The following is a 20465-nucleotide window of genomic DNA, read 5'->3' on the forward strand; positions in this document are numbered from 1 at the left end:
GAACTCAGAAGTGAAACGCCGTAGCGCCGATGGTAGTGTGGGGTCTCCCCATGCGAGAGTAGGGAACTGCCAGGCATAAAACAAAGCAGAAGGCCTCGTCGAAAGACGGGGCCTTTTGTCATTCTGGATCCCGCTCAACCCGACGATAAAAAAGGCCGCCCACTGGGCAGCCTTAGCCGAAAGGACGCGGTAATTAGTGAATAACCTGCGATAAAAACGCACGTGTACGTTCTGATTTCGGCTGCGCAAAGAACTCGTCAGGCGCCGCCTGCTCTACGATCTCGCCGCGATCCATAAAGATCACCCGATCCGCGACGGTGCGGGCAAACCCCATCTCATGGGTCACGCACAGCATCGTCATACCTGACTGCGCAAGCCCAATCATGGTATCAAGCACCTCCTTCACCATTTCCGGGTCGAGCGCCGAGGTGGGCTCATCAAAAAGCATGATTTTTGGCTTCATACAGAGCGATCGCGCAATCGCTACGCGCTGCTGCTGCCCGCCCGATATCTGCCCAGGGAATTTGTGCGCATGCTCGGCAATACGTACCCGTTCCAGATAGTGCATCGCCAACGCTTCCGCCTCTTTCTTCGGCATCTTGCGCACCCATATTGGCGCCAGCGTACAGTTCTGCAGAACGGTCAGATGGGGAAACAGGTTGAAGTGCTGGAAAACCATGCCCACTTCCTGGCGAATCTTCTCGATATTGCGAATATCTTCATTCAGCTCAATACCGTCGACCACAATACGCCCCTGCTGATGCTCTTCCAGGTGGTTGATACAGCGAATAGTAGTCGACTTCCCTGATCCTGATGGGCCACAAAGTACGATCCTTTCCCCCTGCTTCACATGCAGATTAATATCTTTCAATACATGGAATTGCCCATACCACTTATTCACATTTTCGAGCGTGATCATCGCGTCGCCAGATTGCATTGTTGTATTACTCATCATCATCCTCAGTGCGGTGTACGCCCGGTGTTAAAGCGCTTCTCCAGGTGCTGGCTATAGCGCGACATGCTGAAACAGAAAACCCAATAGACTAACGCAGCGAAGACATACCCTTCCGTCGACATCCCAAGCCAGGCGGGATCGACCGTCGCCTGCTGCACGCTGCTAAAGAGATCAAACAGGCCGATGATGATCACAAGGCTGGTATCTTTAAACAGCGCAATAATGGTGTTCACCAGTCCTGGAATCACCAGCTTTAACGCCTGCGGCAGGATCACCAGCCCCTGCGTTTTCCAGTAGCCCAGCGCCAGTGACTCAGCCGCTTCGTACTGCCCCTTCGGCAGCGCCTGTAAACCGCCACGTACCACTTCTGCCACATAGGCAGACTGGAAGAGGATCACCCCAACCAGTGCACGGATCAGCTTATCGATGGAAGTGCCTTCAGACATAAATAGCGGCAGCATCACTGACGACATAAACAGCACCGTAATCAAGGGTACGCCACGCCAAAACTCAATAAACATCACCGACAAGATCCGCACCACCGGCATCGTTGAGCGGCGCCCCAGTGCGAGTAAAATCCCCAGCGGCAGCGCGCCGGCGATGCCGACCGAGGCAATAATCAGCGTTAGCGTCAGCCCGCCCCACTGACGTGTCTCAACGCGCTCCAGCCCGAGAAAACCGCCAAACATCAGCCACCATACAACCAGCGGATAGAGCACTGCCCAGCAGGCGATGTAACGCCCGCGTCGCGGCATCCCTTTCCAGAACATCGGTACGATAGAGAGCAGGCCAACAACCAGCGCCAGGTTGATACGCCAGCGCTGATCGTGTGGATAGAGCCCATACATAAACTGACCGAAGCGTTGATGGATAAAAACCCAGCAAGCGCCCGCTCTGGTGCAGTCCGCACGAGTGGAGCCGACCCAGTTCGCCTGGAACAGCGTCCACTGCAGCAGCGGCGGGATAAGCTCCCACATCATCCACAGACAAAAGAGCGTCAGCAGCGAGTTTGACCAGCTTGAAAAGAGATTTTTACGTACCCACAGCAGCATGCCGTTATTGCCAGCTGGCAGTGGGCGCGTGGAGGGCGACACAATAGCTTTTGTCATCATGGATCCTCAGCGCTCAATCAGGGCAATTCGGCGATTATAGATATTCATCAGCAGCGAAATGGACAGGCTGATAAGCAGATAGACCGACATCGTAATGGCGATGGTTTCAATCGCCTGGCCGGTCTGATTCAGCACCGTACCGGCAAACAGCGACACCATATCGGGGTAGCCGATCGCCGCCGCCAGCGAGGAGTTCTTAGCAATATTGAGATACTGGCTGGTCAGCGGTGGAATGATCACCCGCAGCGCCTGGGGAATAATCACCTGCCGCAACGTGACCGGATGAGGCAGCCCAAGCGAGCGTGCCGCCTCATGCTGCCCGTGCGGCACAGACTGGATCCCGGCGCGAATAATCTCAGCGATAAAGGCGGAGGTATAAACCGAAAGCGCGATGGTCAGCGCCGCCAGCTCCGGGATCAGCACCATACCGCCGCGGAAGTTAAAACCGCGCAGCTGTGGTACTTCCCAATGCAGCGCTGCCCCGAACAGGGCATGCGCTATCAGCGGCAGGACGATAATCAGCCCCAGCGCAGTCGGCCAGGTTCGCCGCAGCTGGCCGGTTTTGATCTGATGCGCTTTGTTAAAGCGGAACAGGCCAACGGTGATCGCCGCCGCTAATGTCAGCGCGCCGATAAAGGCAAACATCCCTTCGCCCATTTGTGGTGAGGGGATATAGAGGCCACGGTTGCTCAGAAAGACCAGCTCCATGGCATTTACCGCCTGACGCGGACCGGGCAGGTTGCGCAGCACTGCAAAGTACCAGAAGAAGATCTGCAATAGCGGCGGGATATTGCGGAAGGTCTCGATATAGATCGTCGACAGCTTTCGCAGTAGCCAGTTTTCAGAGAGCCTTGCAAGGCCAAGGAAAAAGCCCAGCAGTGAGGCGAAAACAATACAGAGCGCTGAGACCAGCAGGGTATTCAGTAAACCAACCAGGAACACCCGTCCGTAGGTATCGCCCTGTTCATAATCAATCAGGTGCTGAACAATGCCAAAACCGGCCGCGCGGTCGAGGAAGGCGAAGCCGGAGGTAATTCCCCGGTTGTTGAGGTTAGTCACCGCGTTATGGAGCAAATAGAGGGCAACAACAACCACGGCGATAATTGCCAGGATTTGAAACAGCCAGGCGCGAACCGCAGGGTTTGAAAGGGAGAGCGCGCCTTTCACGGTTGGGCGGCGATGGGGCATAGAGAAAACCTCAGTAACCATAATTCTGGGCTGGGCGTCACCACTGGGCGACGCCCGTTACGGCAGCGGCGAATTAACGCACCGGCGGAGCGTACTGAATCCCGCCGTTGTTCCAGAGGTTGTTCTGGCCTCGTTTGATTTTCAGTGGGCTTTCAGAACCGACGTTACGTTCGAAGACTTCGGAGTAGTTACCGACCTTCTTAATAATGTTGTAAGCCCACTTGTTATCGAGTTTAAGATCTTTGCCGAAGTCACCCTCTTTCCCGAGCAGGTGCGCCATATCCGGCGTAGCAGGGTTTGCCACTTTCTCATCGACGTTCTTCGAGGTAATGCCCATCTCTTCAGCATTCAGCATGGCGAAGAGCGTCCAGCGCACGATGGCGAACCAGTCATCGTCACCGCGGCGCACCACCGGGCCTAGCGGCTCTTTCGAAATCACTTCCGGCAAGACGAGCCACTCTGCCGGGTTGCTCAGCTTAATACGCAGCGCATAGAGTTGAGACTGATCGGAAGCCAGCGTATCGCAGCGGCCGGACTCCAGCGCCTTCGCCGACTCATCAGAGCGATCAAACGTCACCGGGGTGTAACTCATTTTGTTGGATTTGAAGTAATCCGCCACATTCAGCTCGGTATCGGTACCGGCCTGAATACAAACGGTTGCGCCATCAAGCTCTTTAGCGCTTTTCAGGCCCGCTTTGTTATGGGTCAGGAAGCCAATGCCGTCATAGTAGGTCACGCCGGTAAAGGAGAGACCCATCCCACCATCACGCGAGGAGGTCCAGGTGGTATTGCGCGAAAGCATATCCACTTCACCGGATTGCAGCGCGGTAAAACGCTCTTTCGCCGTCAGCGGGGTATATTTCACTTTGCTGTCATCGCCGAAAAGGGCAGCGGCAACGCCACGGCAGATATCCACGTCGATACCGCTGAATTTTCCGTTTGCATCTGCATAAGAGAAACCAGGCAAACCATCACTGATCCCGCACTGAACAAACCCTTTCTTTTTAACAGCATCAAGTGTCGTACCTGCATGCGCCTGACTGGCGACAGCAAACAGCGCGCCGGCAGCGGCCAGGCTGGCGATCATCATCTTTTTCATAATGCATCCTGTGTGGCGAAAATTATCGTTATATGAGGCGTCCGGGTAACGCCTGAACCTGTCTGTGGCGAAGGCCGCAGTGGATAAAGCAAAGGTGATGCCAGGTTGATTTATGCAGGGTATTAAAGGAATCAAACAGGTTTCAGGAAGAGTGTAGACAGGAAAGTGAAGAAGCAATGCCCCGGGCTGGTGCAAAAATAGAACGCACTCCACAAAATGGAGCAAAACAGCGCCGTTAATACGCTATTTCTGCCAGACAAGTTTCGCAGGTGAATATAAGCATCAAATAGGATGAGGTTGATTTGTTAATGTAATCACGTAATAGAAACCATGGGGTCGAAATGAGGTGATGAAATATAAAAAAACGATGCTTATTGCATAAATCAATGCACGTTTACGATAGCAAAAGCGACGAAATGAAAAATTGCTGCACCGTAATAAAGCAAAAGCGCGGAAAACCGCGCTTAAGAGGACTATTTGGTGAGAGCCACAATACCGAGCGTTAAGCCGGCAAGGGCTGCCGCACCGCCGGCAATCGCGCCTGCTGTTTCCCAGTTATCCTGGGTGGTGCCTTTCATGCAGGTATTAGTATGCACCAGGCGGCCCTGATCGTCGTAGACCGGTACGCAAGGGGAGTCATGTGCACAGCCCGCGAGGAAGGTTGCCAGCAGTGCGACGGAGATCATTTTTTTCATTGTAATTACCTCTATGTAACGGCGACTCCTGATATCAACAGTCGCAATATCTGGTCTGTATCTATTGCTTGATTTTATCATTCGCTAAAACAGATTCATCGGGGCAATAATGTCCAGATATGTCCTGTGTAAAATTAATGAAGTTAAAAAAGGAATTTAAGCGAAATCGTGCAGAAATTATGGAGGAGAGATAAATAAAAGTGAGATTCAGAAAAATGGAAGATAAAAACAGCGTTTAAAAACCGCAATCTACGTTTAAGAGCATGAGAATAATCTAATTTGTCACTGACGTAAAATAAAAGCGTCCGCAGACGCCTTCATTTAATCTTTGAAACTCACACTCCCTTTTCGACAGGCGTGAAGTTTTTCCCCTGAGCGGTAATCGTTTCTGCACTGACTGGTTTCCCTAACAGATAACCCTGCAACGTATTACAGCCCAGTTCGGTGAGAAATGCCTGCTGCTGCTCCGTCTCGACACCTTCAGCCACCACTTTGAGATTCAGGGTTCTGGCTAGCGCGACGATGGCGGAGACAATTGTGGCATCTTCACCCTCCTGACCCAGCTCGCGGACAAAGGCGCGATCGATCTTCAGCTCGCATGCCGGCAGACGCTTAAGGTAAAGCAAGCTTGAGTAACCGGTACCGAAATCATCAATTGATGCTTTTACGCCCGCGTCGCTCAGTTCGGTCAATACCCGCACGCTCTCGTCGGGGTTACTCATTGCCGTCGTTTCAGTGACCTCAAGGATCAGTTTCTCAGGTGGAACATTATGCTTGCTTAGCGCGCCCAGAATCGTTTCTACCAGCGCGCTGTGCTCGAACTGTAGCGTCGAGAGGTTAACGGCTATCGACCACTCCGTGTGCCCCTGCTGACGCCACTCGCTGAGCTGGCGGCAAGCCTCATCGATTACCCAGTCACCGAGCGGAACAATCAGGCCGGTTTTCTCCGCCAGCGGCAAAAAGAGATCCGGGCTTAACACACCCTGATGGGGATGATGCCAGCGCAACAGCGCTTCAAAACCGACAACCGGACCGGAAGGGGCCTGAAATTTAGGTTGGTAAACGAGGCGGAACTCATGACGCTCCAGCGCCATCCACAAATCATTAAGCAGCTGCAGCTGGGTTTGCGCCAGCCGGTTCATTGAGGGCTGAAAGAAGTGATACCCGTTACGACCCATATGTTTGGTGTGATACATCGCCGCATCGGCATTGAACATCAACTCGCGCTCATTTTTGCCATCGTCAGGGTAGAGAGCGATACCGATACTCAGTGTCACCATCACATCATAAGGATCGATAGTAAAAGGACGATCGACTGCGCGGATAAGCGAGCTGGCGATCGTTGCGGCATCGTCCGGCGCGGCAATCTCCGCCAGCAGCACGAATTCATCACCCCCAATGCGCGCCAGCGTATATTGCCCCTGTAGCTGCTGAGTGAGCCGCTCGGTCACCGCTATCAGTAACTTATCGCCGATATCATGGCCCCATGCGTCGTTGACTGTTTTAAAGCCATCGAGATCCATAAACATCAGCGCAAACATGCGCCCTTCACGGCAGGCTTTATTGATCGCCTGCTCAATGCGATCTTCCAGCAGGACGCGGTTGGGCAGGCGCGTTAACGTGTCGTGCAGCGCCAGCCTCGCCAGCTCGCGGTTTGCAGCCGCAAGCGATGTGGCAAGCAGCGAGGTCCGTGCCTGTAAACGGGCATCAAACATCGACACCAGCAAGGTAATGCCGAGCACGGAAAAGGCCATCATGCTGACCAGCACGGCGAGCCAGTTGTTATTGAAACCGTGATGCGCCATGGCAATGTGATGGTGCTGGAAGGGGATCTGCGCCGCCATCATTCCGGTGTAGTGCATGCCGGTGATAGCCAGCCCCATTAAGATGGCCGCGCCAAAGCGCATAAGCGCAACCTGTGCTGCTTCGTGGCGCAGGCGGAAGGTGAGCCATAACGCCGCAAACGAGGCCGCGAGGGCAATGAGTATAGAGAGCGCAATCCACCCTTTATGCCAGACAATCGCCGGCGAGACCTGCAGCGCCGCCATACCGGTGTAATGCATCGCGGCAATGCCGAGACCCATCACAACAGAGCCGGGGATAAGCCGACGCAGGTGGAGTTTTGGCGAGCTCACCAGCCACAGCGCAAACAGCGAAGAGCCAATCGCGATCGCCATCGATAAGCCGGTGAGAACGGGCTCGTAGCGCATGTTCATCGACATATTCATCGCCAGCATGCCGATAAAGTGCATGGCCCAGATGCCGATCCCCATCGCCACGCCGCCGCCGCTCAGCCACACCCAGGATGCGGTTCCGGTGCTGGTGGAGACGCGTCCAGCCATATTCAGGGCGGTATAAGAGGCCAAAATGGCTACAACAAACGAAACAACAACAAGGATATAGTCGTATTGGCTAACCAGCATGATGTCATCAACTCACTCACTAAGGGCGATACGTATTGCTACGGGCGTAGAGGCGAAAAGGGCTGAGACATTATCACTGTCTGGGAAGGACTCAAATCGATTTAAATCCCTGCGCTAATCAGGGCGATCGCTGCATTTTTTCGAAATATCGCAACAAGCAATCACTTAGAGAGAATCGCAGTTAACCAGTTTGAGTGGATTGACGGAATTCATATTGCGGCATTTATTAATGTCAGTAGTCAGATACTCGATCCACTGCATGATTAAGCCATCCAGCGCAAAGATCGAGAGAGCGAAAACCAGCAGCCACCCATATTTGCGAATCATTCCATCTCTCCCTTTCTTGCAACCATTTGCGGAAAATATACACGATTTTGCACTGAGGTAATGCCGATGAAAGCGCTCTTTTTAGCGTCATTTCAGGCAATAAAAAAGGCGCTTACCCATGCCGGTCAGCGCCTTTTTATCAACACCACTCACTGACGAATCAGTTCATGCCGTATTTTCAAAACCTACGTTTTACATGGTTCGTACTGGTTTAGTAGTGCTTACCCATCTTTATGATATGAAAGTAAAAATTATCTTTTTCTGCTCGCCTTTGTTCATTGTTGTTCATGAGGTAACATTGAGATGTGTAGTCAGTGGTGTAGTCAGTCCTGCGAATGAACTGAGGTTTTTATGGCTGGTGGTACGAATAAATTAAGCGATACATCGCTGCGTAAGATGGTCGGAAGGGAGAGTCCCGGCGACAACTTTTACGCTGATGGAGACGGCCTGAGCGTGAAAGTGTCGAAGGTTGGCATCATGACCTGGTATTACACGTACCGTATCGGCGGTCGAACTACAGCGCCGCAGCGTATGAAGCTGGGTAATTACCCAGATCTGTCTCTAAAAGCAGCACGTGAAAAGCGGGAGCAGTGCCGCACATGGCTGGCCGAGGGTAAAAATCCGAAGCACCATCTCAACATCACCACTCAGGAAGCTTTAAAGCCGGTCACGGTAAAAGAAGCACTTGATTACTGGATCCGTGAGTATGCTTCCCGGCGGCGTGCGAACGTTAGTAAGCACGTTGAGCAACTCAATAAGCACATCTTTCCTTATATAGGCGATTACCCGCTTTCCATGTGCGAAACCCGGCACTGGCTGGAATGTTTTTCCCGCATCAGCAAAGATGCACCGGTTGCCGCCGGCTACCTCTTGCAGATGTGCAAACAGGCGTTGAAATTCTGCCGTGTTCACCGCTACGCATCGAGCAATGCGCTAAGCGATCTGACCATTGATGATGTGGGTAAAAAGCAGGAGAAGCGCGACAGGGAGCATACCCGGCAGGAGCTTGCCGATATCTGGCGCGAGAGTACCGCCCTGAAATTCAAACCTTACTATGCCTCGCTGCTGCGCCTGCTGGTAGTGTTCGGCTGCCGCACCCAGGAACTTAGGTTATCAGCAATTAAGGAGTGGGATCTGCATGACTGGATCTGGACGGTTCCTAAAGAGCACAGCAAGGGCGGCGAGAAAATATTGCGACCGATACCAGGCGCCATGAGGCCATATATCACTTCTCTGATAGAGCAAAACCGGGATAGCGGCCTGCTGCTGGGCGAAATGAAGAAACCGGAAGCTGTCAGCCAGTGGGGGCGGGGTATCTATAAACGTCTTGGCCACGCCGAACCCTGGACGCTTCACGACCTGCGCCGGACTTTTGCCACCACGCTTAACAATATGGGGATTGCTCCACATGTAGTTGAGCAGCTGCTGGGGCATACGCTCGGCGGTGTCATGGCCGTATACAACCGTAGTCAGTATCTGCCGGAGAAGCTGGATGCGCTGAATAAATGGATGGATCGCTTAAATCTACTTTCTGAAAATCCAGATAATGTTGTTTTGATGAGGATAATTAAATGAACCTACCCACAAGGAAATATTATCCAATAGCTGAAGCAGCAAAAAGGATGCAATGCCAAGAAAGTGATGTATTACATCTTATTTCTATCGGTGAATTAGATGTATATGTATATATGAATAGCTTTAGATTAGATGATGGTAAGTTAATGCATCTAAATATGACGGATGAATTAGAGGGGTGTATTGATTCCTTTAATTCTATAGCTGGTGAGCAATGGTCTGTTTATGACATTATGAAAATAGATGACCATCAGCCATTTAGACCATCTGGCTATTATTCTGGAATGATTGATGGGTTGTTTTATCTTGATGGTTATAATGTTTCTCCTTTAGAGTTTGGTGAGCGAAGTATATCTGTGCAGCAGGTTTCTTCGGAAAAGGATGCTGGGGTGGGAGGCTATCCTTTAGATATTAATTTTCTTAATAAACCTGTTGTAATTGAAAAGAGTCGACTATGTGTTTTGGAAAAAGATATAGCGCTCTTTAATAAATCCGGCACAGGCGAATCAAATAAAACAATAGCTAAAAAGGCTGAAATTATTCCTCAGCTTATAAAAATGATTCCTGAATTGAAGGGCATCGATGTTGATACGGTGCCAGTTGCAAAGATAATCTCTTTAGTCGAATCAGTCGCCGCCGCTCAAGGTATTGAAATGCCCAAAACAGATAAACAGACATGGGCGAGATACTTAGGAAGAAAGTGATATCACCCTTGAGTTAGTTGATATCGCCAACTCCTTTTAACAAACCATCTTTAATGCCCTCGAACTGTAACGAACGAGGGCGTTTTTATATGAATCACTTTAAGCATCCATCCTTACCCGCGGAGCGTGTTATCCGTGAAGCTGAGTGCCGTCAGTTAACCGGAATCTGTCGCACAACCCGATACATGATGGAAAAATCAGGACAGTTTCCCGCTCGTCGTAAATTAGGTGGTCGCGCTGTTGGCTGGCTTCTTTCTGAGGTTACTGCTTGGCAGCACAGCCGCAAAGTGGTGTAAGGGGTAGGCTATGTCAGATAAAACAAAGGCGGCCCCGCATGACCGCCAATTCATTACAACGAAACAGGATCAGCACACCAGGCGTTGCGCTGGTGGTCAAAGCCTAACCGTTCCTGCAAATACAGGAGCTTTTAACTTCCCCCAATGGGGTGAGTTGTTGGGCATTGAAATTTCAGCCGATTCTAACGTCCTCCATTGCAGTGAGTTGACCGCCGAAATTTTAGAGATTATTAACTTACACCGCTGGTGGAAGTTACCGAGTAACCGAGTTGCGAATATGCAACTCGCTACTTGCATCCAGCAGGAGTATGCGCTGATGCCATACACCTTTAATATCATCTCCACAATATTGGATGAGGTGAATATTATCCGAGGACTGAATTCTGCCAATTATCACCTCGATACTCAGCATCAATTCCTTTTAAAGTCCCTCGAGCCATTCTTTTATTCGCTTGAGACGGGGAAGCAACACCTCTGGTCTCGAGTAGTCTTTATAACCAAACTCGCCATGCTCAATATAATTATCATCTTCAGCAGAGGCGAGTATTCTATAACTTATTGGATCTGTTTCGTATGCGTTATCGGTTTCGACAATGAAGGGGGAAAGTTCAGTCTTCATTTTATCTATAGCTTGCTCTCTGCTAAGACGATTTCTGGTCATTATTCAGTATCCCCTTTAACTAATTGCTTGCTCTGTGTACGGAGGCGGCGCTTGATCTCGCCTTCTAAGGCTGCCACGACAAACTGCCCCGTACTTTCGCCAGGTTCTTTCAATTGCTCAATTGCGCCTGCAATGTCATGTGGAACTCGTGCGGCGATAGTTTGCGATTTACGATTAATTGCTTTTGTTGCCATGTTGTTTCGCTCCCCAAAAGGTGTTGGACAGTATGGCCTAAATAAAAAAAGTGTTCAACACTTGACGTGTTCAACACCTTTGCTTAAATTGGTGTTCAACACCTTGTGTTGCCTTAACACAGATACAGCGAAGCCCGGAAGTGTTACCAGCACTAACCGGGCCTCTTACCACAAACCGTTATTCGAGGTAACAGTTATGGCTGACAATCAGTCTACCCAAACTCGCCCAAAATTTACATGGCGTTTTCTCGCCCTCAACCGCCACGACAAAAAATCCAGGCCCTGCCGCCTGTCTGTTGAGGCTGCAACCGAACTTGAAGCCCGCAGCATTCTTGCCCCGCACTTTATCCTATCACTGGCAGCACGCTTGCCAGCGTCGGAGGTGCGCCATGGCTAAGCAGACCATAGAGAGCAATGTTCATTTCACTGATTTATTGGCGCGGTCCAGCCAGGTAGAAGCGCTGATGGTTGCGCTTGAGATTGCCTGTAATGAAATGGAGTCGGGTGATATCGAAACAGCAATTGGAGGGATTCGCTCAATCGCCGCTGATATTTTCACGGCCATTCATGCCTTGAAAGACGTGGAGGTGCGCAGTGCGTGATATTTACCACCAGCTGGTTAAGCAGGCTCCTGATTTTAGAGGCCACAGTGATGAAGATTTATCGGAGTCCAGTGACGTTTATGGCGCAGGAGTCTTTGCCATAACCAGCGTTTTAACCCTGATCGGCAATCTGACTCTCGATGCTGTGCAATCAGAGGACTATTCAGACGAAGACGCCCGGAGAGATTTAGTGCTGGTCGGTGATGCGCTGCGCCATCTTCCACGATTAGCCCAGGCGCTGGAGCAAAACAGCACGACGGCGAGTTATGTGCTCAGTAAGCGTCGCGGGGAGGCTCAGTCATGATCAGTAACGTCAAATTTAACGAGCTTGAAAAGCGCGTTGATCTGCTGGTGAACCGGGTGCTGGAACTTGAGCAGCATGTTCGCTCATTAACTGACAGCCAGGGCGGTGAGATCCCGCCGGGAATGACGCCTGTTGTTACGCTGGCGGCCGAGTTTGGAATATCGACCAAAAAAGCCGAGGAGCTGGCTAAAAACACTGGCGTGATGCTGGTCAAAATGAAAGCTGGTGGCTTCATTGCCCCTGATGAGAAATTCAGGGAGGCGGCGCGGCTGGTGCTTCGCAGTGCCAAACGTAAATACGGCTCAGCCTACTGGTTCCATCCTTTGCTTGGTAAGTTCCAGATGAGCGGAGGTATACCGCAATGACTATTCAACTCGCAGCAATAGAAACAGTATCTGATGCCCTGTTTACCTGCTCCTATCTGTGGGCGCATGGACGAAACTATAGCCGCACGGATGCGGATAAAGCCATCCACCAGCATAAAGATCCGACAACCCGCTATGGCAAGCTGGCGGTGCGGTTAAAAGAGATAGTTGAAATGCCGTATGAGGAGCTGTGCGATGCCGGTTTTCTCGATACTAATCGAAAGCAGATGATTAATGCTCGCCGTTCTGTACTCGTAGATGAGATCGGCGAGGACGAGATGAATGCCTGGCTGGCAGACATGCAGCGTATACAGCGTGCTTTTCCTGAGGCCACTACTGGTGAGCGACGGACTAAACTGCCTCTTACACGTGGTTCTGAGGGCTACAACGTCCGGCAGGACTATGTGATCAAGCATATGCTCCCGGCGCAGTCTCTGTGCAGCATCTACGGCCCCAGCGGTTCATATAAGAGTTTCCTCGCGGTGTCCTGGGCTTGTCACATCGCTGCCGGTGCCGCCTGGTCAGGCAGGAAGGTAGAACAGGGGGCCGTGCTTTATGTGGTTGGTGAAGGTGGTGTGGGTGTCCCGCGGCGGATCAGGGCCTGGGAACAGGCGCACGGCCTGCAGGTGGATAACCTCTGGCTGGTGAATCGCCCGGTGTTCCCGGTACGTGAATCTGAGGTATCAGAGGTGGTTCTTGCCGCCAGGCAGATTACAGCGGACTGTGGTATGCCTGTTCGCCTGGTGGTGATCGACACGCTTGCCCGCTGTTTCGGTGGCAATGATGAAAACGATGCCCGCGATATGGGGGCGTTTATAGAGGGCTGCGACGTTATCAAACAGAGAACCGGAGCTACCGTACTGGTGGTTCATCACTCGGGCAAGGATGAGGCCAAAGGCGCGCGCGGTTCCAGTTCTTTCCGGGCAGCACTGGATGCTGAATTTAACGTGAAACGGGAGGGGGAAGGGCAGGCGCTGATCCTGTCATGTACCAAGATGAAGGATGCAGAAGAGCCGGAACGCCGTGCATATGATCTGCGCGCTGCTGAGTTGTACACCGATGAAGATGGAGAGATGGTTTGCTCGCTGGTGGTTCGCGATATCCCCCGCGAGGCTAAAGAGGTTGATCCTGATCTGGCTGGTGTTTCCCGGCTCACCGATAACCACCAGGCTCTGTGGCAGGCTGTCCGAAGCCGTACTGCAAGGGGAGAGCCATGCACTATTGCGGTGGTTAAAGACGATCTGAGGGCAACGCTTGGCGCGGAGAAGGTGAGAAAGTCTTTTCCCCGCTGGCTAGATAAGCTGGAAAGCGAAGGGATTATCCGCATCGATGGCAATGAACTTTGCCCGGTAACACTGGAATAAGTGCGGCGTTAAATGCGGCAGGTGCGGCGCGAAGGGGGGGGGTTTAGCCGAATGCCGCACTTAGTCCATGTATATGCAGGCTAAGTGCGGCATTGCGCTCTAACCCTTATGGTTGCTGGATTTGCGGCATTTTTTACAAAAATAAGTGCGGCATAAAGTGCGGCGTATATAAATGCGGCGTTAAGTGCGGCAAATGAGACAACAAAAAGGTAATTTATGCCAATGAGTATTCAGGAAATAAAAGAGCATCATGACCAGTTTGGGATTAGTAATCTTATCACCATGAACATAGAGGACTATCGCCGCGCTCTGTACGATGGGGCGTACTTCTGGATTGACCACCATGACTTTTTACGCAGTACGCTTTCTGGCGAAATTTTTGCGACTAACCGCCACCAGCTTGATGTTCTGATAGAGCAACTTAGTTCTCTACGAGAAAAGATGATGTGTGTGGTTGATTAATAGCCCTTTTCTTGAAGGTGGCATGGTCTCTTGAATTCGAGCCATCCAAATTTTACTGGAAGAAAAAAAGAAAAATGCTACGTTATGCTAATGAGCTGGGGACTATAAGCTTCGAAGGAACTGACTATGAAGAGAACATCATTGTTTCTCAAGCCTAGAATGGTGGGTAAAAGATTTGAAGAGCACTCAATTCCGTTTGAGTTGCTCAAAGATTTATCTGTTCTAGAAGAAATGATTATCGAAATCGCTAAATGGCTTTATTTACAAGATCATTCTGCAAGGAAAAGAACACCAAGAGGATTCACCGATGGTATATCTCTTCAGCTCTCGAACGTGGAAGAGGGGAGTGCCGTTCCTAATATAAACCTTTCCGTTTCAAGCAATGATATGTTTCCGCAAAACCTTTCTTATTTTGAAAAGGCAAGAGAAACTTTTATAAATGTCATTGATGCTGCGGCTAATTCGGAAGACTTCCATCAGCATCTTCCCGGTAATTTATTGGGTATGTTTGATAGGTTTGGTCGAAGCTTGCTCGAGGATGAATTAATAGAATTTCGGCCGGAATCTCAAAGTAGAAAAGCAAAATTCGATCTTTCAGTTAGAAGGAAATTGATTTTAGCTTCACAGGTTCAGGCTTTAACCGATAGTGTTACTTTGACAGGAACTATTCCAGAAGTAGATCAAGAGAAGATGAGTTTTACTATTGCATTGGTGAGTGGAAATAGAATAAGCGCACCAATGTCATTTCAGCACAAGCCTATTATAATGGATGTTTTTGAACGCTATGGTGACAATGCCAAAGTTACTATAGAGGGAGTGGGGCGTTATACCCGACTAGGGCGTTTGGAAGTAATTGAGAGCATTGAGCATATTATTTCTCTTGAGCAGAACGATGTTTTTGCCAGGATTGAGGAACTTTCCATTTTAGAAAATGGTTGGTTGGACGGAAAAGGATTAGCGCCTGAAAGAGAGTTTTTGAAATGGCTTTCTGACTGTTTTTCAACCGCTTATGACGAAAGTTTGCCGTGGCCTTACTTATTCCCAACACCTGAAGGTGGCGTTTTAGCTGAATGGGATCTCGCTAATAACGATGTCTCCTTAGAAATTGATCCTAAAAGTAAAATTGGCTTTTATCATGTTCTTAATATGATAAATAGTTCTGATCTTGCGTGTGAGATTTCACTTGATGAAGACGCTGGGTGGGCCGATTTAAACGGTAAATTATCAGAATTACGGGAGCAAAATAATGAAGAGTGATGATTTGATTTTTCGGCAGATTAATTCCAGCTTTGTGCAAAATGGCAGAGTCACTTCGCAAGCTTTTCGGCCCACTCCCAAAGACGAGAAAAAACTGTCTGCTTATGATGGTAGTATGATTTCGGCTGAGAAAGCTTTTGAACACTACACTACTACACTCGAGCTTAATTCTGTTGGTGTCATGGGGTTAACGCAGGAAGAATGCTCGGGAAATGGGCTTCCTGTCGTTCCTGATCCTGAACCGTTCCCTGAGCATGTACTGTTAGATTTTACCCCTTATGAAAATGGGCCAATAACCAGAATGTCAAAGACATTAAAAGCAATTGCAGAAGCTCGAGGTTGGTTACATAAGGTTTAGGTGATTTGTAAATCTTTTGTTCGTTGCTTTTCGTTGTGGTTCAGCTTCCAAAAATAATATTTACTCGTGTATTTTCATATATAGATTGATGAGTGGCACTCAGACGTGAGCCGCCACTGTCCACCTGGTTTTCCGTTCTGCGACGGTTTCCTTTCCAGGTGGACATCCCCTACAAGCGCTGGTTTCACGTCTCAACGTTAATTGTTACGGAAACCACTCCATGAAGAAATTACTCGAATTACGCCAGCATAAAGCCGTCCTCAAAACGCAGATGCGATCCATGCTGGAGAAAGCCGACAGTGAAAAGCGCAGCCTGAATGATGAAGAGGGGAAGCAGTTCGACGAACTCCGCGCCCGGGCTGATGCCATCGAAGTAGAACTTACCCGCCTTGAAGCCGTTGCCGATGATCAGCGTAATCTGCCAGGCACGTCTGTTGAAGGTAAAAGCGTGAGCAACGATGAGCTGCGTCATTACATCATGACGGGTGATACCCGCTCTCTCAGTACGCTGGTTCCGGCTGAGGGCGGTTATACCGTTATCCCCGAGCTGGACAAAGAGATCATGCGCCAGCTGCAGGATGAAAGCGTTATGCGCTCCATCGCCACGGTGAAAACAACCAAAACCAACGAATACCAGAAGCTTGTTTCCGTGGGGAGCGCGGCTGTTAAACGTGGTACCGAAGGTGAAGAGCGCACCGAAACCGCCACGCCGAAGCTTGAGCGTGTTGATATAAAGCTGAATCCGATCTACGCCTACCCGAAAACCACTCAGGAGATCCTCGACTTCTCTGAAGTGGATATTCTGGGATGGCTGGCCTCGGAAGTGGCCGACACGTTCACCATAACCGAAGAAAACGATCTGGTGAATGGCGATGGCGATAAAAAATCCAGAGGTTTCCTGGCTTATCCACGCGCAGCTACCAGCGACAAAACACGCCCGTTCGGCACGCTGGAGAAGGTGGAAACCCTGGCCGTTTCCTCTGATGGCCTAATCGATCTACTCTACAAGCTGAAAGCCAGATACCGTAAAAATGCTGTATGGGTGATGAATTCCGGCACCGCCGCCACGCTGCAAAAACTGAAAAACGGCAACGGGGATTACATCTGGCGCGATCGTCTCGTTGCTGGCTCCCCTGACACGTTGCTGGGCCGCCCGGTTCAGTATCTCGAAACCATGCCTGATGCGTTGCCTGGAAATGCATTCCTGGCCGTGGGCGACTTCAAACGCGGTTACTTCATTGTGGATCACACCACTGGTGTGCGTACCCGCCCCGATAACATTACCGAACCCGGTTTCTACAAAGTGCATACCGATAAATACCTGGGCGGTGGCGTGGTGGATTCCAGTGCCATTAAGGTGCTTGAGCTTTCCGGCTCCGGTTCCTGATGTCACGTTGAAGGGGCTCCGGCCCCTTTTTGCCCTCTGTGGAGTCCCGTAATGAAAACAATCGATTTTGAAATCCGCACGACCGATCTGAGCGCCAGCAACAAAAAGCTGGTGGGCTATGCCGTGCGCTGGAACAGCCTTTCAGAAATTATCTGGGATGAGTTCCGCGAGCAGTTCGCGCCAGGGGCGTTCAAAGACAGCCTGGCATCCGGTATTGATGTGCGCGCGTTGTACGAACATAACTATACCCAGCTGCTGGGCCGTACCAAATCCGGCACGCTGGTGTTATCAGAAGATGATACCGGGCTGCGCTTCGAGCTGGAGCCACCGGATACCCAGCTTGGCAATGATGTGCTGGCGCTGGTGGAGCGAGGGGACATTTCCGGCATGAGCTTCGGTTTCCGCGCGCTAAAGGAATCCTGGGATATTGCGCAGTCGCCTTACCTGCGAACCGTCACTGCCGCTGAACTGCGGGAGATTACCGTAACATCAATGCCCGCGTACCCGGAATCAGGTGTTGAAATCGCACACCGTTCTCTTTTCTCCCAGCATCCTGAACTGCGCTGTGCCGGTGATAACCGCCGACGCTGGGCTGACCTGGCGGGGCTGTGATATGTGGAATATCTGGCCTTTTAGCCGCAAGGCAGAGCAGCGCAGCATGACTATCGATGAATTTATGGCCATGGCAGGGATCCCGAATACCGGATCCGGTGAATATGTGTCTGCCGGCACTGCGGAATCCCTGCCGGCAGTCATGAATGCCGTGGCGGTTATCAGCGAAGCGGTGGCAACCATGCCCTGCTATCTGTACCGGGTACGCAACGATAACGGACGCGAGGCGCGGGAATGGCTTAGCAATCATCCGGTCGATTTTCTGCTGAATGAGCAGCCTAACGACTGCCAGACACCTTACCAGTTCAAACGCACGATGATGCGCCATTGTCTGCTGAACGGTAACGCCTACGCGGTGATCCAGTGGGGCCGCGACGGTCAGCCACAATCACTGCATCCGTATGCGCCCGGTGCGGTGGTGCCCGAGCGTATCGGCGAGCATAAATACAGGTACAGCATCACTGAGCCTTTTACCGGAGCGGTGCGCACCTGCCTGCAGGAGGAAGTCCTTCACCTGCGTTACTCCACCGACGATGGTTTTCTGGGGCGTTCGCCGATCACCATCTGCCGTGAGGCGCTGGGGTTAGGTCTGGCCCAGCAGCGCCACGGTGCCAGCATTATGAAAGACGGCATGATGGCATCGGGCGTTATCACGGCTAAAGAATGGCTGGACAGTGTTAAAGGCAAGCAGGCAATGGATGCGCTGGAACGCTACAAAGGTGCCAGAAACGCCGGTAAAACGCCGATCCTTGAAGGGGGCATGGATTACAAGCAACTGGGCATGAGCAATCAGGATGCCGAGTGGCTGGCCTCCCGCCGCTTCACCATCGAGGATATTGCCCGCATGTTCAACGTGTCGCCTATCTTCCTGCAGGAATACAGCAACAGTACCTACAGCAACTTCAGCGAGGCAAGCCGCGCTTTTCTCACCATGACGATGCGCCCCTGGCTGGCGAACTTTGAGCAGCAGATCAAATCTGCGCTGCTGGTGGCTTCACCTGCGCCGGGTATCCGATATCAGGTGGAGTTCGATTCTGCCGATCTTCTCCGCGCCACCCCTACCGAACGCTATGCAACCTATGAGCGTGGCATCAAGAACGGGATCATGAACCCCAATGAAGCCCGGGAGCGCGAGGGGATGCCGCCGCGTGATGGTGGTGATGAGTTCAGTCAGGCATGGAAACAGGAAGTGAAGATCAGCAAAGACAGCAAGGATGGCGAAGAATGAGGGCTGGTGGCCTGAGAAACCGCATCACTATCCGTACTTTTACCTCATCAAGATCACCTTCCGGGCAGGTTATCCAGAAGTGGGAAAACGGGGAAACCATCTGGGCGGAGGTAAAGGCGATCAGCGGCCGTGAATTAATGGCGTCAGGTGCTGAGCTTGCCGAAGCGACGATCCGCGTGTGGGTGCGTTTTCGCCGTGATATTACGGCCGCCAGTCGTCTGAAAGTGCTTACTGGCCCGTTTGCTGGCAGCACTCTCAATATTATCGGGCCTCCTGTACCTGATGCGGAAGGTACCCGGCTGGAAATTCTCTGCAAGACAGGAACGGAAAAATGAGAGCAGAAATCACAGTGGATGAAGCAAAACTGCATTGCCGTATTGATGATGATTACGAAGATACGTTGATACAGGCATACATCGATGCGGCGCTGGAGGTCTGCCAGAAGCATATCGGCAAGCGGTTCGATAACGGGCTGGAATTTACGCCAGCTATCAAGATTGGCTGTCTGATGTACGTCTCTCAGCTATACGAGTATCGCACGATGATTGGTGACACCGACGCCAAAGAGATACCGATGGCTGTCTCTGCGTTGTGGTCTGCCTACCGTGATGTGGGAGTGTACTGATGCCATGGCAACCACTGCGCCGGTGCACTGCGCCGGGGTGCAATAAGCGGGTGAAGTCAGGGAAGTGTGATGAGCATCAGCGGGAAGCGTGGCGGGCTGAAGATGCCAGACGCGGCCACCGCCGTGCCCGTGGTTACTCAGCCTCATGGGAGAAATATCGCGCGCAGTTTCTGAAACGTTATCCCCTGTGTGTTGAGTGCCAGAGGCTGGGCCTCTACGTCCCTGCAAAGATTGTCGATCACATCATTCCTGTCGATGGTGGCGATGACGTTCTGTTCTGGCCTGAGTGGAATCATCAGCCGTTATGCCAGACACATCATAGCCAGAAGACCACACAGCGAGACCCTATCACCAAAGCCAACCGCAAAGCGGGTATGTACTGCGAGCAGGAAGTGCGGGCAGCACAGCGTACTGACTGGATGTATGAGGCCAGCCATGAATGAGAAAGATGTGGCGAATCTGTATCAGTCGCTGGCCCGATGCCGTGATGGCTTCATACAGGCCCGTACCAGACGCAATGAACACCAGCCAGCGAAGCGCAGGAGTGAACGTGAGCGGGAGGTGATGGAGTGCTTCCGCAACCGCTGTCAGGCCGCACCGCCGGGGTGGGGGGGGTATTTCAGGACAAACCCCGGATTGCCCGGCACCACCCGCCCCCTCAAATTTTTACAC

General features: G+C 51.4%; 26 protein-coding genes, 1 rRNA gene and 1 pseudogene. 19 read left to right on the plus strand and 9 right to left on the minus strand.

Annotation, left to right across the window (positions count from 1 at the left end):
* Nucleotides 1–75: ribosomal RNA gene (gene rrf, locus PU683_RS22410) — 5S ribosomal RNA — on the plus strand; the annotation flags it as partial.
* Between the two features lie 118 nt (nucleotides 76–193).
* Here the strand turns inward: rrf and PU683_RS05710 are convergent.
* The 7 genes from PU683_RS05710 to PU683_RS05740 all read right to left on the minus strand — a co-directional run bounded on the left by PU683_RS05710 (nucleotide 194) and on the right by PU683_RS05740 (nucleotide 7799).
* A complete protein-coding gene (locus PU683_RS05710) occupies nucleotides 194–952 on the minus strand; it encodes an amino acid ABC transporter ATP-binding protein (RefSeq protein ID WP_054803019.1) in 759 nt (252 codons plus the stop codon).
* 8 nt (nucleotides 953–960) lie between these two features.
* Nucleotides 961–2007, minus strand: coding sequence for an amino acid ABC transporter permease (locus PU683_RS05715; RefSeq protein ID WP_431190952.1), 1047 nt, complete (start codon nucleotides 2005–2007; stop codon nucleotides 961–963).
* A gap of 66 nt (nucleotides 2008–2073) precedes the next feature.
* Nucleotides 2074–3255, minus strand: coding sequence for an amino acid ABC transporter permease (locus PU683_RS05720; protein WP_277170608.1), 1182 nt, complete (start codon nucleotides 3253–3255; stop codon nucleotides 2074–2076).
* A 73-nt stretch (nucleotides 3256–3328) separates the two neighbouring features.
* A complete protein-coding gene (locus PU683_RS05725; RefSeq protein ID WP_277170609.1) occupies nucleotides 3329–4354 on the minus strand; it encodes an amino acid ABC transporter substrate-binding protein in 1026 nt (341 codons plus the stop codon).
* Between the two features lie 473 nt (nucleotides 4355–4827).
* A complete protein-coding gene (locus tag PU683_RS05730) occupies nucleotides 4828–5049 on the minus strand; it encodes a lipoprotein (RefSeq protein WP_187800295.1) in 222 nt (73 codons plus the stop codon).
* A gap of 335 nt (nucleotides 5050–5384) precedes the next feature.
* Nucleotides 5385–7472 carry a putative bifunctional diguanylate cyclase/phosphodiesterase gene (locus PU683_RS05735; RefSeq protein ID WP_277170610.1) on the minus strand — a complete coding sequence of 696 codons (2088 nt, stop codon included), beginning with the start codon at nucleotides 7470–7472 and terminating at the stop codon, nucleotides 5385–5387.
* 165 nt (nucleotides 7473–7637) lie between these two features.
* Nucleotides 7638–7799 carry a DUF2556 family protein gene (locus tag PU683_RS05740; protein ID WP_187800293.1) on the minus strand — a complete coding sequence of 54 codons (162 nt, stop codon included), beginning with the start codon at nucleotides 7797–7799 and terminating at the stop codon, nucleotides 7638–7640.
* A gap of 351 nt (nucleotides 7800–8150) precedes the next feature.
* Between PU683_RS05740 and PU683_RS05745 the strand changes: the two genes are divergently transcribed.
* From PU683_RS05745 to PU683_RS05755, 3 genes are all read left to right on the plus strand, one after another.
* Nucleotides 8151–9374 (plus strand): tyrosine-type recombinase/integrase, encoded by a 1224-nt coding sequence (locus PU683_RS05745; RefSeq protein ID WP_277170611.1) that lies wholly within the window; start codon nucleotides 8151–8153, stop codon nucleotides 9372–9374.
* Complete coding sequence (locus tag PU683_RS05750; RefSeq protein ID WP_277170612.1) at nucleotides 9371–10078, plus strand: hypothetical protein; 708 nt, start codon at nucleotides 9371–9373, stop codon at nucleotides 10076–10078. The genes PU683_RS05745 and PU683_RS05750 overlap by 4 nt, the downstream gene beginning before the upstream one ends.
* A gap of 89 nt (nucleotides 10079–10167) precedes the next feature.
* Nucleotides 10168–10374 (plus strand): helix-turn-helix transcriptional regulator, encoded by a 207-nt coding sequence (locus PU683_RS05755; protein WP_277170613.1) that lies wholly within the window; start codon nucleotides 10168–10170, stop codon nucleotides 10372–10374.
* A gap of 421 nt (nucleotides 10375–10795) precedes the next feature.
* Here PU683_RS05755 and PU683_RS05760 read toward each other — a convergent pair whose 3' ends face one another.
* Nucleotides 10796–11035 carry a hypothetical protein gene (locus PU683_RS05760; protein WP_277170614.1) on the minus strand — a complete coding sequence of 80 codons (240 nt, stop codon included), beginning with the start codon at nucleotides 11033–11035 and terminating at the stop codon, nucleotides 10796–10798.
* Nucleotides 11035–11229 carry a YlcI/YnfO family protein gene (locus tag PU683_RS05765; RefSeq protein ID WP_277170615.1) on the minus strand — a complete coding sequence of 65 codons (195 nt, stop codon included), beginning with the start codon at nucleotides 11227–11229 and terminating at the stop codon, nucleotides 11035–11037. The genes PU683_RS05760 and PU683_RS05765 overlap by 1 nt, the downstream gene beginning before the upstream one ends.
* A gap of 196 nt (nucleotides 11230–11425) precedes the next feature.
* On the opposite strand from PU683_RS05765, the gene PU683_RS05770 reads away from it, so the two are divergent.
* From PU683_RS05770 to PU683_RS05840, 15 genes and pseudogenes are all read left to right on the plus strand, one after another.
* Nucleotides 11426–11626, plus strand: a complete 201-nt coding sequence (locus tag PU683_RS05770) for a host cell division inhibitor Icd-like protein (protein ID WP_277170616.1) — start codon at nucleotides 11426–11428, stop codon at nucleotides 11624–11626.
* Complete coding sequence (locus PU683_RS05775; RefSeq protein ID WP_277170617.1) at nucleotides 11619–11831, plus strand: hypothetical protein; 213 nt, start codon at nucleotides 11619–11621, stop codon at nucleotides 11829–11831. Before PU683_RS05770 ends, PU683_RS05775 begins: the two co-directional genes overlap by 8 nt.
* Nucleotides 11824–12135 carry a hypothetical protein gene (locus tag PU683_RS05780; RefSeq protein ID WP_277170618.1) on the plus strand — a complete coding sequence of 104 codons (312 nt, stop codon included), beginning with the start codon at nucleotides 11824–11826 and terminating at the stop codon, nucleotides 12133–12135. Before PU683_RS05775 ends, PU683_RS05780 begins: the two co-directional genes overlap by 8 nt.
* Entirely contained in the window at nucleotides 12132–12500 is a 369-nt protein-coding gene (locus PU683_RS05785; protein ID WP_216296058.1) for a hypothetical protein, read from the plus strand. The genes PU683_RS05780 and PU683_RS05785 overlap by 4 nt, the downstream gene beginning before the upstream one ends.
* Nucleotides 12497–13864, plus strand: coding sequence for a helicase RepA family protein (locus PU683_RS05790; RefSeq protein WP_277170619.1), 1368 nt, complete (start codon nucleotides 12497–12499; stop codon nucleotides 13862–13864). The genes PU683_RS05785 and PU683_RS05790 overlap by 4 nt, the downstream gene beginning before the upstream one ends.
* Nucleotides 13865–14086: 222 nt before the next feature.
* A complete protein-coding gene (locus PU683_RS05795; RefSeq protein ID WP_346771059.1) occupies nucleotides 14087–14326 on the plus strand; it encodes a hypothetical protein in 240 nt (79 codons plus the stop codon).
* A 126-nt stretch (nucleotides 14327–14452) separates the two neighbouring features.
* The gene (locus tag PU683_RS05800; RefSeq protein WP_277170621.1) at nucleotides 14453–15583 is read left to right on the plus strand and encodes a hypothetical protein; all 1131 of its coding nucleotides are present in this window, start codon (nucleotides 14453–14455) and stop codon (nucleotides 15581–15583) included.
* Nucleotides 15573–15941, plus strand: coding sequence for a hypothetical protein (locus PU683_RS05805; RefSeq protein ID WP_277170622.1), 369 nt, complete (start codon nucleotides 15573–15575; stop codon nucleotides 15939–15941). The genes PU683_RS05800 and PU683_RS05805 overlap by 11 nt, the downstream gene beginning before the upstream one ends.
* A 220-nt stretch (nucleotides 15942–16161) precedes the next feature.
* Nucleotides 16162–17328 (plus strand): phage major capsid protein, encoded by a 1167-nt coding sequence (locus tag PU683_RS05810; RefSeq protein ID WP_277170623.1) that lies wholly within the window; start codon nucleotides 16162–16164, stop codon nucleotides 17326–17328.
* Nucleotides 17329–17379: 51 nt separating this feature from the next.
* Nucleotides 17380–17940 carry an HK97 family phage prohead protease gene (locus PU683_RS05815; RefSeq protein WP_277170624.1) on the plus strand — a complete coding sequence of 187 codons (561 nt, stop codon included), beginning with the start codon at nucleotides 17380–17382 and terminating at the stop codon, nucleotides 17938–17940.
* Nucleotide 17941: 1 nt separating this feature from the next.
* Nucleotides 17942–19168, plus strand: a complete 1227-nt coding sequence (locus PU683_RS05820) for a phage portal protein (protein WP_277170625.1) — start codon at nucleotides 17942–17944, stop codon at nucleotides 19166–19168.
* A complete protein-coding gene (locus PU683_RS05825) occupies nucleotides 19165–19503 on the plus strand; it encodes a phage head closure protein (RefSeq protein ID WP_277170626.1) in 339 nt (112 codons plus the stop codon). Before PU683_RS05820 ends, PU683_RS05825 begins: the two co-directional genes overlap by 4 nt.
* Entirely contained in the window at nucleotides 19500–19793 is a 294-nt protein-coding gene (locus tag PU683_RS05830; protein ID WP_200134749.1) for a head-tail connector protein, read from the plus strand. Before PU683_RS05825 ends, PU683_RS05830 begins: the two co-directional genes overlap by 4 nt.
* Nucleotides 19793–20236, plus strand: coding sequence for an HNH endonuclease signature motif containing protein (locus PU683_RS05835; RefSeq protein ID WP_277170627.1), 444 nt, complete (start codon nucleotides 19793–19795; stop codon nucleotides 20234–20236). Before PU683_RS05830 ends, PU683_RS05835 begins: the two co-directional genes overlap by 1 nt.
* Nucleotides 20229–20378 (plus strand): annotated as a pseudogene (locus PU683_RS05840) (hypothetical protein); the annotation flags it as partial. The gene PU683_RS05835 and the pseudogene PU683_RS05840, both read left to right, overlap by 8 nt.
* Nucleotides 20379–20465 lie beyond the last annotated feature (87 nt).

This window comes from Candidatus Kosakonia sp. 282A-S69 (assembly GCF_029433855.1).
Taxonomy (GTDB): domain Bacteria; phylum Pseudomonadota; class Gammaproteobacteria; order Enterobacterales; family Enterobacteriaceae; genus Kosakonia; species Kosakonia cowanii_A.